We start from the raw sequence: 15,948 nt of genomic DNA, 5'->3' as shown, positions 1-15,948 counted from the left end.
CACGCATCTGGTGTCTCCAGCGATGGCGGCGGCGGCGGCGGTGGCTGGGCGGTTTGTCGATATTCGTAGCTTGCAGTAAGGCGATCTCACGCAAAGACGCTAAAGACGCAAAGGTGCAAAGAAAAGCATCACGAGAACGGCAACCACTTTTCTTGGTTTTTCCCTGGCGTCTTTGCGCCTTTGCGTGAGCAGGCTTTTCGCTTCAGAACCTGATGGAGTCACCCATGCAGCCATTCACCATCGTCACCGGCAAGGTCGCCCCGCTCGACCGTGCCAACGTCGACACCGACGCGATCATTCCGAAGCAGTACTTGAAGTCGATCAAGAAGACTGGTTTCGGCCCGTTCCTGTTCGATGACTGGCGCTACCTCGACAAGGGCGATCTCGACATCGATCCGGCAACGCGTCGCAAGAATCCGAACTTCGTGCTCAACGATGCCAAGTACGCAGGCTCGACCGTGCTCCTGGCGCGCGAGAACTTCGGCTGCGGCTCGTCGCGCGAACATGCGGTCTGGGCGCTGACCGATTACGGCTTCCGCGCCGTGATTGCGCCGAGCTTCGCCGACATCTTCTTCAACAACAGCTTCAAGAACGGCTTCTTCCCGCTGGCGCTGAAGGAGGCCGAGATCGATGCGCTGTTCGCGGAAAGTGCCAGCAGCAGCGAGTTCGCCTTGACCATCGACTTGCCGGCGCAGACCGTCTCGACGCCGGGCGGCCTCAAGTTCGGCTTCGAAATCGACCCATTCCGCAAGGACTGCCTGATCCGCGGCCTCGACGAAATCGGCCTGACCTTGCAGCATGCCGATGCGATCCGCACCTATGAAGCCAAGCGCAGGATCGACGCGCCCTGGCTTTTTGCCTGAGTTTTCGAGCCGTACCGACAAGGAGTTGTCCGATGAACAGTCTGCTGAAGTGTCTTTCGCTCGTCGCCTTGATGATCGCTGTGCTGCCGGCTCAGGCCATCGGCCCGGAGCCGGTGTGGACCTTGACCGGCTTCGCCCAGCCGGAATCGGTGGTCTACGCGAAGCAGCAGGATCTGCTCTACGTCTCCAACGTCAATGGCGAGGGCACGGCGAAGGACCGCAATGGCTTCATCTCCCGGGTGAGCCCGGACGGCAAGATGATCAAGCGCGAATGGCTCAAGGGCCTGAATGCGCCGAAAGGTCTGGCCTACAACAGCGGCTATCTGTACATCGCCGATATCGATGAACTGGTCGTGGTCGACACCGGTAACAGCCGGATCACGGCGCGTTACAAGGCCGCTGGTGCCAAGTTCCTGAACGATGTCGCCGTCGATGCCGCTGGCCGCGTCTACGTCTCGGACACCGCGACCAACACCATCTGGCGCCTGTCCGGCACCAGCTTCGGTGTGATGCTGAGCAGCCCGAAGCTCGAAGGGCCGAATGGCCTGCTGGTTGAAGGCGGCAAGCTGATCGTCGGCAGCTGGGGCGTCATGACCGGCAACGGCCTGGAGACCTCGGAAATGGGTTATCTGCAAAGCGTCGATCGCAGCACGGCCGCGTTCGAACCGCGCTTCGCGCCGATCCCGTTCGCCAACATCGACGGCCTGGTCAGCGACGGCAAGGGCGGCTACATCGTCAGCGACTGGATGCACGGCAACGTCTACAAGATCTCCGCGACCGGTGAAGCGAACCTCTGGCTGCTGCTGGAGCAGGGCAGTGCCGACATCGGCATGGGTCCGAACAAGCGGCTGCTGGTGCCGATGATGCTGAACAACGAACTGCGCGCTTACGCACTCGATTGATCGACTGCGACGGCGGCGATCCCGACCACGACTGAACACGACATGACCCAGAAGATCCTGCTGCTCCCCGGCGATGGTATCGGCCCGGAAATCACCGCCGAAGCTGAAAAGCTGCTGACCGTGCTGCGCGACCGCCACGGCCTCGACGTCAGCTGGACCAGCGCCCCGATCGGCGGCGCCGGCTATGACGCGGCCGGCCATCCGCTGCCGCCGGCTACCCTGGAAGCTGCGAAGGCTGCCGACGCGATTCTGCTCGCCGCGGTCGGTGGGCCGCAGTACGACAAGCTGCCAAGGGAACTGCGCCCGGAGCGCGGCCTGCTCGGCATTCGTGCCGCGCTCGGTCTGTTCTCGAACTTGCGGCCGGCGCTGCTCTATCCGGAACTGGCCGATGCTTCGTCGCTGAAGCCGGAGCTGGTCGCCAATCTCGACATCCTGATCGTCCGCGAACTGACCGGCGGCATCTATTTCGGCAAGCGGCAGACCGGTGTCGAGACTGACTACAAGGTCGGTAGCCAGATCATTCCAAGTGCCCGCGTGGCCCGCGATACCGAGGCCTATTCGGACTTCGAGATCGCCCGCATCGCCCGCACCGCTTTTGAAGCGGCGCGCCTGCGCGGCAAGAAGCTCTGCTCGGTCGACAAGAACAATGTGCTGGAGTCCTCGCAGCTGTGGCGCGAGGTGGTGATCGAGGTCGCCAGGGATTATCCGGACGTGAGCCTGAGCCACATGCTGGTCGACAACGCCGCGATGCAGCTGGTGCGCGCGCCGAAGCAGTTCGACGTGGTGGTGACCAGCAACATGTTCGGCGACATCCTGTCCGATATCGCCGCCCAGCTGACCGGCTCGATCGGCATGCTGCCGTCGGCCAGCCTCAACGAGCGCGGCCAGGGCATGTACGAGCCGAGCCACGGCTCGGCGCCGGACATCGCCGGCAAGGGCATCGCCAATCCGCTGGCCATGCTGCTGTCGGTGGCGATGATGCTGCGCTACACGCTGGCGCGCAGTGATCTTGCCGGTGCCATCGAAGCCGCAGTGCGCAAGGTGCTGGCTTCGGGCCTGCGCACCGGCGATATCGCCAAGCCTGGCGAGGCGACGGTCAACACCGTGGCGATGGGTGATGCCGTGATCGCGGCGCTGGGCTGACGCCGATGACCTACCGCGAACATCTGCGAGCGATGGCCGGCTGGAACCGCTGGTGCCACCAGCGGCTGTTCGCAGTGGCCGATGGCTTGAGCGATGAAGCCTATCGCCGCGATGTCGGCCTGTTCTTCAAGTCCGTGCACGGCTCGATCAATCACCTGCTGCTGGCCGATCTGATGTGGCAGTCGCGCCTTGCCGGCGCGCCGCTGCCGATCACCGATCTGGCGATGGAAGTCGAAGCCGATCGCGTGCAGCTGAAGACGCGGATGCTGGCCTCGGCGGACGAGTGGCTGCGCTACATCGATGACACGCCGGATGAATTGCTGCTCGCCGAGTTCGATTACCGCAGCACGGCTGGCAGTGAGCATCGCCTGCCACGCTCGGTGGCGGTGCACACCATGTTCACCCACGGCGCGCATCACCGTGGCCAAGTTTCAACGGCGCTGACTCAGCTTGGCTGCGAAGCGCCGGTGTTCGATTTCCCCATTTTCTATTTCGATTACGCGCAAGCGAAAGAGTCCTTCTGATGAGCAAGACGTATGACGTGGCAGTGGTCGGTGCAACCGGTGCCGTGGGCGAGCAGATGCTGTCCATTCTCAAGCAGCGCGAGTTCCCGGTTGGCAAGGTGTACGCGCTGGCCTCCGAGCGCAGCGCCGGTTCGACGGTGAAGTTCGGCAATCGCGATCTGGTCGTCGAAGATCTCGCGACCTTCGACTTCAGCAAGGTGCAGATCGGCCTGTTCTCGCCGGGCGCCAGCGTCTCGGCGATCTACGCGCCAAAAGCCGCAGCGGCCGGCTGCGTGGTGATCGACAACACTTCGCAGTTCCGTTATGTCGACGATATTCCGCTGGTCGTGCCGGAAGTGAATCCGGAAGCGATTGCCGGCTACAAGAAGCACGGCATCATCGCCAACCCGAACTGCTCGACGATCCAGATGCTGGTCGCCCTGAAGCCGATCCATGACGCGGTCGGCATCGAGCGCATCAATGTCTGCACCTACCAGAGCGTGTCCGGCACCGGCAAGGACGCGATCGAAGAGTTGGGTCGCCAGACCGCAGCACTCCTGAACTTCCAGGACGCGGTGCCCAAGGTCTACCCGAAGCAGATCGCCTTCAACGTCATCCCGCAGATCGACGTCTTCCAGGACAACGGCTACACCAAGGAAGAGATGAAGATGGTCTGGGAGACCCGCAAGATCATGGGCGACGAGACCATCCAGGTGAACCCGACCGCCGTCCGCGTGCCGGTGTTCTACGGCCACTCGGAAGCGATCCACATCGAGACCAAGAAGAAGATCACCGCCGCCGAAGCGCGCGCGCTGCTGGAAAAGGCGCCGGGCGTGATCGTCATCGATCGTCATGAAGACGGCGGTTATCCGACTGCAGTCAGTGATGCCTCGGGCAAGGATGCGACCTTCGTCGGCCGTATCCGCGAGGACATTTCGCATCCGCGCGGCCTGAATCTCTGGGTGGTGTCGGACAACATCCGCAAGGGGGCGGCGCTGAACTCGATCCAGATCGCCGAAGTGCTGATCCGTTCGTACCTGTGAGACCTCACGCCGGTCATGCCGGCGTGACGGTTCCCTTGATTCATAAGGTATAAAGACGGTCGACAAGGTCGCGGCGACGGCGGCTGCCGGCGTTGCCGGCTCGAGACCACGGGGAACCTCATGTTGCGAAATCTGACTGCGCTGACAGTCCTGGCGCCGACGCTGTGGATGATCTCGGCTCAGGCCCTTGGCCTGGGCGACATCGAGCTCCGTTCCCGGCTCAACCAGCGCTTTCTGGCGACCATCCCGGTGCTGTCGGCGGAGCCGGAAGACCTCGAAAGCCTGACCGTCTAGCTCGCCTCGGACGAAGTGTTCGCGCGTTCCGGCATCGATCGTTCGAGCTTCGTGTCGACCTTGAAGTTCGTGCTCGGTGTCGGCGCCATCAAGGTCATCAGCGATCAGGTGGTGCGCGACCCGTTCGTCAATTTCATCGTCCAGGCCCGCTGGAACGGTGGACGCTTCCTGCGCGAGTACACCGTGCTGCTCGATCCGCCGGGCGAGCCTGCTGCCGAACCCCCAGCCGAACTCGTAGCTGCTGCGCTGGCACCGGAAGAACTGGCGGCTGCGGATGCTGACGGCGGCTCCGACGCCCAGTTGGGTGCGCCGTCCAGCAGCCCATCTTTCGCTGAGGCTGGCGTCGCGGCTGGTGCTGAAGTCAACAATGGTCTGGACCGGCTTCCGGTCGAGATGGCTGCCGCGACTCCGGCGCCAACCAAGGTCGTGAGGACTGCAGCACCTGCCGCACCAGTGGCTGCGAACGGTGACGTCTACGGCCCGGTGCTGGAAACCCAGACGCTGTGGAGCATCGCCCGGGAGTTGCGGCTGTCGTCCGAAGTGACGATGGAGCAGATGGTGCTGGCGATCTACCAGGCCAATCCCCAGGCTTTCGGCGGCGGCAGCATCAACCGTCTGCTCACCGGCAGTTTGTTGACCGTGCCGACGGCCGCGCAGGTGACGGCAGTCGACGCAGAGGCTGCCCACAACCAGGTAGCTGAACTGCGACCTCAGCCGGTGGGCCGTTCGGCCTCGACGGCAGCGCCGGCCCGCAGCCTCGCGCCCGCGGCTGCGGTGGTCGAGCCGCCGGCGCCAGTGGTGCCAGCTCCGGCACCAGTCCTCGCCGAAGCCGAAGCCGAAGCCGAGGCAGTGCCAGCGCCGGCCCCGACAACGACCGAAGCGGCCAGGGTATCTGAAGCGACGCTGCCGACCGCTGAAACCCCGGCGGAACCCGTCGCCGAAGTCCCGGCGGCCAGCACGCCCGAACCGGCGGCTGTGCCAGCACCGGCGCCGATTGCCGAACCAGCGGCGGCCGCTTCGACGTTCTCGTTCGAAGATTTCGGCCTGTCGTGGCCGCTGATCGGCGGTCTGCTGGTGCTGATCTTCCTGCTGATGCTGGTGGTGTCGAGGCGTCGCTCCAAGCCTAAGCCGAAAGCCAAGGCGCCGCCGCCGGACACGATCTGGTTGTCGATGCCGGTGATTGCTGCAGCGGAGCCCGAAACCCGGCGTTCGACTTTGAGTGCCGCGGCGGATGCCGAAGCCTCCACGCCTGCGCCGAGTGAGCCGAAGGAGCCAGAAGCGCCAGCCGAACCGACACCGGAAGCCCAACCCGAGCCTGAAGCCAGGCTCGTCGAATCCGAACCGCCGCCGCTGCCGGAAGACGGCGAAGCCTTGCTGGCGGAAGACGAGCGAGCGGCGTCTGTCCTCAAGCTGGATGGCGTTGACCCGCTGACCGAAGCCGATTTCCACCTCGCTTACGGACTGCACGACGAAGCGGTCCAGATGCTGAGTCAGGCGATCGCCGAAGAGCCGGAGCGCGTCGATCTGCAGCGGAAGCTCGCCGAGGTTTACGCGGCCGCCGCTGCCGCCAAGGCGCCGCCTGCCGAACTTTCGGTCACCGACTTCGATCTCGACTCCGATCTCGAAAAGCCGGAGATCAAGCTCGACGCGAAGCCTGAAACCCAGGTCGAAATCAACTCCGGGATCAGCCCAGAGGCGCTTGCCCCGGCACCGTTGGTTGCGCCGCCGGTACTTGAACCGGTGCCGGATGCAGCCCCGATTCAGCCTGAGCCTCGCGACGTCGATCCGCTGGCCGATATCGATTTGAGCCGCTTCGATCTGGCCGCCGAATCGCAGGCCGAGCCGCCGCTCGATCCGCGTCTGATCGAGTTCAGTTTCGACGAGCTGGAAGCGAGCGCCGAGCCAGAGCCCGAGCATCCGCTGTCGGCGGGTGTCGACGAGATCGATACCAAGCTCGATCTGGCGCGCGCCTATGCCGACATGGGCGACATCGAGGCGGCCGGCAACCTGCTCACCGAAGTCATTGCCACCGGCAGCGACGACCAGAAAATCGAAGCCGAGGCGCTGCAGTTGCGCCTGAAGGACGCAGGCTGAACGACGTCCCACAGGCCGGCATGGTCCGCTGGGTCGCCGGCGTCGAGTACCACGGCTCGCGCTACTCGGGCTGGCAGATCCAGGCGGGACGGCCGAGCGTGCAGGGCGCGGTCGAAGCCGCACTGAGTTCGGTCGCCAACCAGCCGGTGGCGACCATCTGTGCCGGCCGTACCGATTCCGGCGTGCACGCGCTCGGCCAGGTCGTGCATTTCGACAGCGCCGCCGCGCGTGATCCCTACGGCTGGCTGCTCGGCTGCAATTCGCGCCTGCCGCCGGACGTCGCCTTGCGCTGGGTGCAGCCGGTGATCGGTGATTTCAGTGCCCGATTCAGTGCGATCTCGCGCCGCTATCGCTACGTGATCCACAACGATCGCGCCCGCTCGGCACTGCTCGCCGAACGGGCGACCTGGATCGCCCATGCGCTGGATGCCGACGCCATGCACGAAGCCGCGCAGGCACTGGTCGGCGAGCATGATTTCTCGGCCTTCCGCGCCGCCGAATGCCAGGCGAAAACGGCGACGCGCACGCTGGAAAGCCTCCGCGTCTGGCGCAGCCGGCAGTTCGTGGTCATCGATGTCCGCGCCAACGCCTTCCTGCATCACATGGTCCGCAACATCACTGGCAGCCTGCTGGAGATTGGCAGCCGTCGCCGTCCGGCCGCCTGGATCGCCGAACTGCTGGCTGGACGCGATCGCAGCCGGTCGGGCATGACGGCGGCCGCGCAAGGCCTGTATTTTGTCGGCCCCGATTACCCGGCCGAATTCGGCCTGCCGCCGCCGTCCGAGCCCTGGTTTCCCGCATGAGCGCTGCCGCCTTTCGCCGCACCCGCATCAAGTTCTGCGGCTTCACTCGCGCCGACGACATCGCGGAAGCGGTCGCGCTCGGCGTCGATGCGGTTGGCCTGATCCTGGTCCCGCAAAGCCTACGCGCCGTGAGCCTGGAAGCGGCGGCTGGGTTGAAAAAGACGATCTCGCCTTTGGTCAGCAGCGTGGTGCTGCTGCGCAATCCGGATGCCGCGCTGGTGCACGAGGTGTTGCGGGTGATCAGGCCGAGCCTGTTGCAGTTCCACGGTGAGGAATCTGCCGAGTTCTGCGCCAGCTTCGGTCATCCGTATCTGAAAGCGATCGCCATGCAGCACCAGACGCGCCCGCTGGCGGCGATCGCGGCCGAATACGCGACGGCCGCCGCGCTGTTGCTCGACGGCCACGCGCCGGGTGGTCTGGGCGGGCAGGGCCTGGCTTTCGACTGGCAGCAGGCAACCGGCGCGGTGGCGCTGCCGATCATGCTGGCCGGCGGCATCCGGCCGGATAACGTCGCGGCGGCGATCGCGGCGGCACGACCTTTTGCCGTCGATGTTTCCAGCGGTATCGAAGCGGCGCCGGGCAGGAAGGATTCAGGCAAAATGCGCGACTTCGTGCGCGAGGTTCACCGCGCCGACCAGCTTTCCTGAAATCGAGTTCCATCGCCTTAGATGATCTACGAAAACCTGCCTGACGCCCGGGGCCATTTCGGCCCCTACGGTGGCCGTTTCGTCGCCGAAACCTTGATGGAGCCGCTGCGCGAGCTGGAAGCGGCCTACAACATGCTGAAAGTCGACCCGGCGTTTCGCGCCGAGCTCGACAAGGATCTGGCGCTCTACGTCGGCCGTCCCAGCCCGCTGTATCCCGCCGAGCGGCTGACCAAGAAGTGGGGCGGCGCGCAGATTTTCCTGAAGCGCGAAGATCTGAACCACACCGGCGCCCACAAGATCAACAACACCGTGGGCCAGGCGCTGCTCGCCAAGCATCTTGGCAAGACCCGGATCATCGCCGAGACCGGCGCCGGCCAGCATGGCGTGGCGTCGGCGACGATCGCAGCCCGCCTTGGCTTGAAATGCGTGGTCTACATGGGCGCCGACGACGTCGAGCGGCAGAGCCCGAACGTCTACCGCATGAAGCTGCTCGGTGCCGAAGTGATCCCGGTACAGAGCGGCACCAAGACCCTGAAGGACGCGCTCAACGAAGCGTTGCGCGACTGGGTCACCAATGTCGACGACACCTTCTATGTGATCGGCACCGTCGCCGGCCCGCATCCGTATCCGATGCTGGTGCGCGATTTCAACGCGGTGGTCGGCCGCGAAGTCATCACCCAATCGCAGAACCAGCTCGGCCGTCTGCCGGATGCGCTGGTCGCCTGCGTCGGCGGCGGCAGCAATGCCATCGGCCTGTTCCATCCGCTGATCCAGTACGACGAGGTCAAGATGTACGGCGTCGAAGCCGGCGGTGATGGCATCGAGACCGGCCGCCATGCGGCACCGCTATCGGCCGGCAAGCCGGGCGTGCTGCACGGCAATCGCACTTACGTGATGGCCGACGACAACGGCCAGATCATCGGCACCCATTCGATCTCCGCCGGTCTCGACTATCCCGGCGTCGGCCCCGAGCACGCCTGGTTGAAGGACATCGGCCGGGTCAACTACGTGTCGGTGACCGACGACGAAGCGCTCGAAGCCTTCCACGAACTGACGCGTGTCGAAGGCATCATCCCGGCGCTCGAACCTTCACATGCGATTGCCTACGCCAAGAAGCTCGCGCCAACGATGGCTAAGGACCAAATCATCGTCGTCAACCTGTCCGGCCGCGGCGACAAGGACATCTTCACGATCGCCAAGCGCGAAGGAATCAGCCTGTTATGAACATCCTGTTCAAGCGACCGGGCATCCGTGCCCGGACTGCTCAAAAAAGCACGAACTCATGAGCCGTATTGAGAGCACGCTTTCGGCGTTGAAAGCGCGAGGCGCCAAGGCGCTGATTCCGTTCATCACCGCCGGTGATCCGCACCCCAGCCATACCGTCGGCCTGATGCACGCGCTGGTGGCGGGCGGGGCGGACATCATCGAACTCGGCGTGCCCTTCTCGGACCCCATGGCCGATGGCCCGACCATTCAACTCGCCTGTGAACGCGCGCTGATCCACAACACATCCTTGTGGAACTGCTGCGCGATGGTTGCCGAGTTCCGCAAGACCGACAGCCGCACGCCGGTCGTGTTGATGGGTTACCTGAACCCGATCGAGACCCGCGGCCTGGATGCGTTCTGCACGCTGGCCAGGGAATCCGGCGTCGACGGCGTGCTGATCGTCGATCTCGCGGTCGAGGAAGCGCCGGAGTTCGCGCCGAAGGTTCGCTCGTTCGGGCTCGATCTGATCTTCCTGCTGGCGCCGACCAGCTCCGATGCCCGTATCGAAGCGATTGCCCGCGAAGCCAGCGGCTATCTGTACTACGTGTCCCTGAAAGGGGTCACTGGCTCGGCCTCGCTGGATATCGACAGCGTCACCGCCAAGCTCGAGCAGATTCGCCGCCATACCGCCTTGCCGGTTGCAGTCGGCTTCGGCATTCGCGATGCTGAATCAGCCGCGAAAGTCGGTGCCGTGGCTGATGGCGTGGTGGTGGGCAGTGCGCTGGTGTCGCAGATTGAAAAGCACCAGTCGACACCCGAAGTGCTGCCGGACCTGCTGAAATCGCAGCTCGCCCAGATGCGCGCCGCACTCGATGCCCTGAACTGAAGTTCTGGCCTGATCGTTGCAATTCCTGTTGAACTCTTTCTGTTGAACTCCCAAGGTCGTCCCGACCTTCGCAAGCGGAAAACTCCTCGATGAGCTGGCTTGAAAAAATCTCCGGATCGAAACTGCTGACCGGCGGCGTACGCAAGAAGAGCGTTCCCGAAGGCTTGTGGATGAAGTGCGATTCCTGCCAGTCGGTGCTTTATCGCGCCGAATTGGAGCGCACCCTGGAGGTCTGCCCGAAGTGCAGCGCCCATCGGCCGATCGCCGCCCGCGCGCGGATCAGCCACTTTCTCGATGCCGAGCCGAAAGTCGAGATCGGCGCCCGGGTTCGTTCCACCGATCCGCTGAAGTTCAAGGACTCGCGCAAGTACACCGAGCGCCTGACCGAAGCCCGAGAAGACACGGACGAGGAAGACGCGCTGGTCGTCATCCGCGGCCAGTTGATGGGCCTGCCGGTGGTGGTCTGCGTGTTCGAGTTCGGCTTCATGGGCGGCTCGATGGGCTCCGTGGTCGGTGAGAAATTCGTCCGCGGTGTCAATGCCGCGCTCGAGCATGGTTGCCCGGTGATCTGCTTCGCAGCCTCGGGCGGCGCGCGCATGCAGGAATCGCTGTTCTCGCTGATGCAGATGGCCAAGACCAGCGCCGCACTCGCCAAGCTTGCCGAGCGCGGCCTGCCGTTCATCTCGGTGCTGACCCATCCGACCATGGGTGGCGTGTCGGCCTCGCTGGCGATGCTCGGCGACATCAACATCGCCGAACCGAAGGCGCTCATTGGTTTTGCCGGCCCGAGAGTGATCGAGCAGACCGTGCGCCAGAAGCTGCCGGAAGGTTTCCAGCGCGCCGAGTTCCTGCTCGAGAAAGGCGCCATCGACATGATTGTCGACCGCCGCGAGCTGCGCGAAAAGCTGCACCGCCTGCTGGCCATGCTGACCCACTTCGCGCCGGGCATCCCGGCGGCGTCCTCGCCGGGGGCCGGTGCCGCGCACTGACAGTGACGCTGCGGTCGCTTCCGACGGCAGCACCGCGCGCAGTGACTGGCGGCTGGCCGACTGGCTGGCCTGGCAGGAACAGCTCAATCCCCGTTCGATCGAACTTGGGCTTACGCGCTCGCGGCTGGTTGCCGAGCGGCTGGGCCTGCTGACCGCGCCCTGCATCACGGCGACGATCGCTGGCACCAACGGCAAGGGCTCGTCGGCGACGCTCGCGGCAGGCATCTGGCAGGCCGCGGGCTATCACGCCGGCCGCTACCTGTCGCCGCATCTGCTGCGCTACAACGAACGCATCGCCATCGACGGCATCGAAGCCGCCGATGAGGCGATCTGCGCCGCTTTCACCGCGATCGATGCCGCGCGCGGCGATCTGCCGCTGACCTATTTCGAGTTCGGCACCTTGGCGGCGCTGTGGCTGTTCCGCGAATCGGGCTGCACGGTGCAGGTGCTGGAAGTCGGCCTCGGCGGACGGCTCGATGCCGTCAACATCGTCGATGCCGATGCTGCGTTGGTGACCAATATCGGCCTCGATCACACCGACTGGCTCGGCCCCGATCGCGACAGCATCGGCCGCGAGAAAGCCGGCATCTATCGCGCGGGACGCCCAGCAATCTGCGCCGAGCGCGAGCCGCCGGCCAGCGTCGAAGCGGAAGCGCGTCGGATCGGCGCACGCTGGACCGTGGCTGGTCGGCAGTTCGACGTCGTCCGCGGCGATGCTGCCTGGAGCTGGAAAGACGAGGGTGCCGAGTACCGCGAGTTGCCGCTACCGGCGCTGCCCGGTGCTTTCCAGATCGACAACGCCGCTGGCGTGCTGGCGCTGGTCGAAGCCCTCCAGGATCGCTTGCCGGTCAAACGCAGCGCGATCGAAGCTGGCTTGCGCGGTCTGGCGCTGCAGGGGCGCTATCAGCGTCATGACGGGCTGATCCTCGATGTCGCCCACAACCTCGAATCGGCCACGGTGCTGGCCGCACAGCTGCGTGCGGAGCCCTGCACAGGCCGCACCTGGCTGGTGCTCGGCATGCTCGCCGACAAACCCGTCGCCGAAGTCTGCAAGGTGCTGGCCACGGTCGTCGACGCGGTATGGTGTGTCGGCTTGCCGCCGCCGCGCGGACTCGACGACGATCAGCTCGCTGCCATCGCGAGACAGTCCGGTCTGGTGGCGCACGAAGCCGGCACGGTCCGTGATGCAATAGCCGCAGCCCGCGCCGTCGCCGAACCGGGTGATCGCATCGTGGTCTGTGGATCGTTCCTGACCGTGGCAGCTGCACTCGAGAACTGTCGATGAACGAAGTTTTTCGCCGCCGCCTGATCGGCCTTGCCGTCCTGCTGACTCTGGCGTTTTTGCTGTCGCTGCTGCTGCCCGGCGCGCCGGCACGCAACGAGGTCGAGCCGTCGACCACGGTCAGCCTCAGCGGCGAGAGCCTGCAGGTCACCGAAGCCGATGCCGTGCCGCCGCCCGATGACTACACCTCGCCTGAATCAGCGGCGAATCCGGATGAGCAGCTTGGCGACGAAGTCGCAATCTCTGATCTGAGCAGCGATCAGGCCGAGGCGCCAAGCACTCCGAAACCGGCCCCCGAGGTTGCCAAGCCGACGGTGCCGAAGCCGGCTGTAAAGCCACCGGCGCCGGTCGTGGTGCCGAAACCAAAACCGGCTGAAGTGCCAGCCAGTCCGCCGAAGCCCGCGGTGGCTGACAAGCCGGCGGCCGCTGGCTGGTACGTGCAGATCGGCAGCTTTGCCGAGGCCGGCACCGCCGCGACGATCGTCAACCTGATCGGCAAGCAGGGCCATCACGGCCTGATCAGCAAGATCACCGGTGCCAACGGCAAGACCCTGCATAGGGTGCGCGCCGGCCCGTATTCAACCGAGGCCGCCGCCCGTAGCGCGCAAGCCCGGTTAGCCACGCAGGGCTATCCACAAACCCGAGTCGTATCGGAGGCATCGCGTTGAACGCCGTCTACGCCTAGAATGCGCGCGCGGTAACGGAGAGATGGCAGAGTGGTCGATTGCGGCGGTCTTGAAAACCGCTGAACCGCAAGGTTCCGGGGGTTCGAATCCCTCTCTCTCCGCCACTTTTCCAAAACACCGACTCAATGTCGGTGTTTTGGAAAAGCAGATCGGCAGTGAGAGAGGGATTCGAAGCCACGGCAGTGGCTGGGCCCGAAGGGACGAATCCCAAGCGGCAGGGAGTTAGCGGAGAGAGATTCGAAGCCACGGCAGTGGCCTGGGCCCGAAGGGCCGAATCCCAAGCGACAGGTAGTAAGCGTAGAGAGATTCGAAGCCACGGCAGTGGCTGGGCCCGAAGGGATGAATCCCAAGCGACAGGTAGTAAGCGAAGGGAGATTCGAAGCCGCTTCAGCGCATCAAATCGAACTCAAAAAAGCATCAATCAAAGCGCCCGTAGCTCAGTCGGATAGAGCATCGGCCTTCTAAGCCGAGGGTCACTGGTTCGAATCCAGTCGGGCGCGCCATTTCTATTTCTGATCAAGGCTTCTTGGCTTTCGCGCTGGCCTTCGCGCGCGATTTTTCCGGCTCACCACAATGCCTGCCGGTATAGATCGCCAGCCCAACCATCTGACCTTCCTCGCGATGGACGCCCACCATCGCCGCATCGCAGTTGCTGACGCAGATGTTGGCGGGGATGTTTGTGCGATTGAAGCGGACCGATGCCGCCGGCTGATTGACCTTCACGAAGCAGCGCGGCAGCGGGCTGGCGGTTGGTTTCGCGGCCGGGGCTGAGGAAGACACGGCAAGCGCAGCGGCGAAAGCCAGCAGCCCGGACATTGAGGTGATTCCAGATCGAAGCGCCGGATAGCGCAAGGCGATTAGGAAGCCAAAGACTGATGGCGGGTGGATGGCTTGGCACGAACGGCAGCATTTCGCCGTCCAGCGAACAATGCCCCTTGCTTCGGCCCGATCGCGGACACCAAAAGTGAGCAGGGTCACGGTTGCGCTGCACCAAGGCCGTGATTGTTATTGCCCATGGCCGAGCTTCGGCCAACCGCGCGAGCCTCTTTCGGTCACCCCGAAATCCACCTCCCCAGAATCGACTCGAAAATTTTTCTCGAGGCAGGTTGCTGATCTGCAGTCATATTCTTGCCATCGATCGGTCATGGTTAGAACAATCGGTGAGCGTGTCGCTGTGAACATGGCATATCGCTTGCTAAGTCCCTGTCAGGCACAAGGGGCGGAGTGTTCTTTCAGAACCTCCGGGTGCCATTTCGGTGGCGGTGAACAGGGCGAACAGCTATGGGACTTTTTACGCTGGCGGCTGCTACGACGACGTTCACGTCGACCGTCGAGGAAAATGTCCGGCCTGCGCTTTCGGTGGACGCGGTGATTCGCGAAAACCATGGTGCGCTGGTCAATTTCCTGAGACGCCGGATGAGAACGCCGGAAGATGCCAATGACGTTGCGCAGGAAGCGTACGTCCGCATGATGCAGTACGAGGGTGCACGCGATATCCATTCGCCATCTTCACTACTGTTTCGCATCGCAACGAACGTGGCCAATGATTTCGCTCGTGCGGATCAGTCGCGGCGGGTCAGCGATCAGTGCAACATCGACGATCATGAACTGGCTTCTCACGAACCGTCGGCGGAGCGACAGATCGCTGGTTGCGAAGATCTGGCGACGCTGCTGGTGGCAATCCGGCAACTGCCTACCAAGTGTCAGCAGGTGTTCCTGCTGAGCCGGGTCAAGCACATGACCTATCCGGAAATCGCCAAGCACTGCGGCATCAGCGTCAAGATGGTCGAGAAGCACATCAGTCACGCGCTGGCCGTGTGCATGAAGAAGGTAGGTGAAAACGATCGCCATCCGTCTAAGAGAATGTAGCCAGGTTGCAATGACCCGTTGAAGCGATCGCTTGGTGACGAAATCGCTCCGGAGGTCACGCGCTTCCCGACGAGTCTGCGGATGTCGGCAGATGGCTACTGGACCGGACCCTGACAAAGGAGTCGTCGGCTCGGAACGCGGTTGAATGGCCAAAACATCGGCCGGAATCGCCGTTGCCCTCTGGCAATGGCAGAATTGGACGATGAACAGCCAACAAGAAAGACAATTGCTGGACGAGAGCGCCCATTGGGCCGCTCGTCTGGCGTCGCCGGAGTGCACGGCGGAGGAGCGGAAAGCATTCGAATCCTGGCGCTTGCGCAGCCCGGCGCACGCGCGTGCTTGGACGATGGTCGGTCGTGTCGACCAGGGCTTCAACCAACTCGCCACCGACAATGCGGAACTGCTGGCGATGGCCGACGCAGCGTTTGCAGGCAGCGCCGCGCCGCGCCGTGACTATCGTCGCTGGCTGCCGATGGCGCTCGCCGCGAGTGTCGCCGCCGTCGGCATGTTCGTCACTGCCGTTACTGTGCTGCGGCCGTCTGCCGGCGTTTCGATGTATGCCAGTGCTGATGATGCCAACGGCCGTCGCAGCCTGACCCTCGACGATGGTTCGACCATCGAACTCGACGTCAGCAGCGCCATCGAAGTCGAGATGACCGCCGCCGAGCGCCGCATCGTGCTGCTGCGCGGGCGCGCGCTGTTCCAGGTTGCACACGATTCGGCGCGGCCGTTCTCGGT

Annotated in this window: 17 protein-coding genes and 2 tRNA genes; 18 read left to right on the top strand and 1 reads right to left on the bottom strand. The window is 64.2% G+C overall.

What is annotated here, in order from left to right:
* Positions 1 to 224 precede the first annotated feature (224 nt).
* The 16 genes from leuD to Q0D45_RS16145 all read left to right on the top strand — a co-directional run bounded on the left by leuD (position 225) and on the right by Q0D45_RS16145 (position 13,844).
* Positions 225 to 863, top strand: a complete 639-nt coding sequence (leuD, locus tag Q0D45_RS16220) for a 3-isopropylmalate dehydratase small subunit (protein ID WP_293395034.1) — start codon at positions 225 to 227, stop codon at positions 861 to 863.
* 32 nt (positions 864 to 895) lie between these two features.
* Positions 896 to 1,765 (top strand): hypothetical protein, encoded by an 870-nt coding sequence (locus Q0D45_RS16215; RefSeq protein WP_293395032.1) that lies wholly within the window; start codon positions 896 to 898, stop codon positions 1,763 to 1,765.
* Between the two features lie 42 nt (positions 1,766 to 1,807).
* Positions 1,808 to 2,908, top strand: a complete 1,101-nt coding sequence (gene leuB, locus Q0D45_RS16210; protein ID WP_293395031.1) for a 3-isopropylmalate dehydrogenase — start codon at positions 1,808 to 1,810, stop codon at positions 2,906 to 2,908.
* Positions 2,909 to 2,913: 5 nt separating this feature from the next.
* Positions 2,914 to 3,432 carry a DinB family protein gene (locus Q0D45_RS16205; RefSeq protein ID WP_293395029.1) on the top strand — a complete coding sequence of 173 codons (519 nt, stop codon included), beginning with the start codon at positions 2,914 to 2,916 and terminating at the stop codon, positions 3,430 to 3,432.
* Complete coding sequence (locus Q0D45_RS16200) at positions 3,429 to 4,454, top strand: aspartate-semialdehyde dehydrogenase (RefSeq protein WP_366946476.1); 1,026 nt, start codon at positions 3,429 to 3,431, stop codon at positions 4,452 to 4,454. Before Q0D45_RS16205 ends, Q0D45_RS16200 begins: the two co-directional genes overlap by 4 nt.
* A gap of 120 nt (positions 4,455 to 4,574) precedes the next feature.
* Positions 4,575 to 4,748, top strand: coding sequence for a hypothetical protein (locus Q0D45_RS16195; RefSeq protein WP_293395025.1), 174 nt, complete (start codon positions 4,575 to 4,577; stop codon positions 4,746 to 4,748).
* 15 nt (positions 4,749 to 4,763) lie between these two features.
* Positions 4,764 to 6,842: a FimV/HubP family polar landmark protein gene (locus tag Q0D45_RS16190; protein WP_293395023.1), complete on the top strand. Its 2,079-nt coding sequence runs from the start codon at positions 4,764 to 4,766 to the stop codon at positions 6,840 to 6,842.
* Between the two features lie 20 nt (positions 6,843 to 6,862).
* The gene (gene truA, locus Q0D45_RS16185) at positions 6,863 to 7,645 is read left to right on the top strand and encodes a tRNA pseudouridine(38-40) synthase TruA (protein ID WP_293395021.1); all 783 of its coding nucleotides are present in this window, start codon (positions 6,863 to 6,865) and stop codon (positions 7,643 to 7,645) included.
* Complete coding sequence (locus tag Q0D45_RS16180; protein ID WP_293395019.1) at positions 7,642 to 8,292, top strand: phosphoribosylanthranilate isomerase; 651 nt, start codon at positions 7,642 to 7,644, stop codon at positions 8,290 to 8,292. The genes truA and Q0D45_RS16180 overlap by 4 nt, the downstream gene beginning before the upstream one ends.
* A 21-nt stretch (positions 8,293 to 8,313) precedes the next feature.
* The gene (trpB, locus tag Q0D45_RS16175; protein ID WP_293395017.1) at positions 8,314 to 9,516 is read left to right on the top strand and encodes a tryptophan synthase subunit beta; all 1,203 of its coding nucleotides are present in this window, start codon (positions 8,314 to 8,316) and stop codon (positions 9,514 to 9,516) included.
* Positions 9,517 to 9,574: 58 nt separating this feature from the next.
* A complete protein-coding gene (gene trpA, locus Q0D45_RS16170; RefSeq protein ID WP_293395015.1) occupies positions 9,575 to 10,384 on the top strand; it encodes a tryptophan synthase subunit alpha in 810 nt (269 codons plus the stop codon).
* Positions 10,385 to 10,473: 89 nt separating this feature from the next.
* Positions 10,474 to 11,373: an acetyl-CoA carboxylase, carboxyltransferase subunit beta gene (gene accD / locus Q0D45_RS16165; RefSeq protein ID WP_293395013.1), complete on the top strand. Its 900-nt coding sequence runs from the start codon at positions 10,474 to 10,476 to the stop codon at positions 11,371 to 11,373.
* Positions 11,360 to 12,658 (top strand): bifunctional tetrahydrofolate synthase/dihydrofolate synthase, encoded by a 1,299-nt coding sequence (gene folC, locus Q0D45_RS16160; protein WP_293395011.1) that lies wholly within the window; start codon positions 11,360 to 11,362, stop codon positions 12,656 to 12,658. Before accD ends, folC begins: the two co-directional genes overlap by 14 nt.
* Positions 12,655 to 13,323: an SPOR domain-containing protein gene (locus tag Q0D45_RS16155; protein WP_293395009.1), complete on the top strand. Its 669-nt coding sequence runs from the start codon at positions 12,655 to 12,657 to the stop codon at positions 13,321 to 13,323. Before folC ends, Q0D45_RS16155 begins: the two co-directional genes overlap by 4 nt.
* 34 nt (positions 13,324 to 13,357) lie before the next feature.
* Positions 13,358 to 13,445 (top strand) — tRNA-Ser (locus Q0D45_RS16150).
* Between the two features lie 322 nt (positions 13,446 to 13,767).
* Positions 13,768 to 13,844 (top strand) — tRNA-Arg (locus Q0D45_RS16145).
* A 13-nt stretch (positions 13,845 to 13,857) separates the two neighbouring features.
* On the opposite strand, the gene Q0D45_RS16140 is transcribed toward Q0D45_RS16145, so the two are convergent.
* Complete coding sequence (locus Q0D45_RS16140) at positions 13,858 to 14,319, bottom strand: hypothetical protein (RefSeq protein ID WP_293395007.1); 462 nt, start codon at positions 14,317 to 14,319, stop codon at positions 13,858 to 13,860.
* A gap of 303 nt (positions 14,320 to 14,622) precedes the next feature.
* Between Q0D45_RS16140 and Q0D45_RS16135 the strand changes: the two genes are divergently transcribed.
* Entirely contained in the window at positions 14,623 to 15,210 is a 588-nt protein-coding gene (locus tag Q0D45_RS16135; RefSeq protein ID WP_293395005.1) for a sigma-70 family RNA polymerase sigma factor, read from the top strand.
* A gap of 202 nt (positions 15,211 to 15,412) precedes the next feature.
* Positions 15,413 to 15,948 (top strand): DUF4880 domain-containing protein (locus Q0D45_RS16130; protein WP_293395003.1); only part of this gene is annotated, 536 nt, incomplete at its 3' end.

The sequence above is a fragment of the Nevskia sp. genome (assembly GCF_023266035.1).
Classification (GTDB): Bacteria; Pseudomonadota; Gammaproteobacteria; order Nevskiales; family Nevskiaceae; genus Nevskia.
This window is presented reverse-complemented; position numbering and strand designations above follow the sequence as displayed.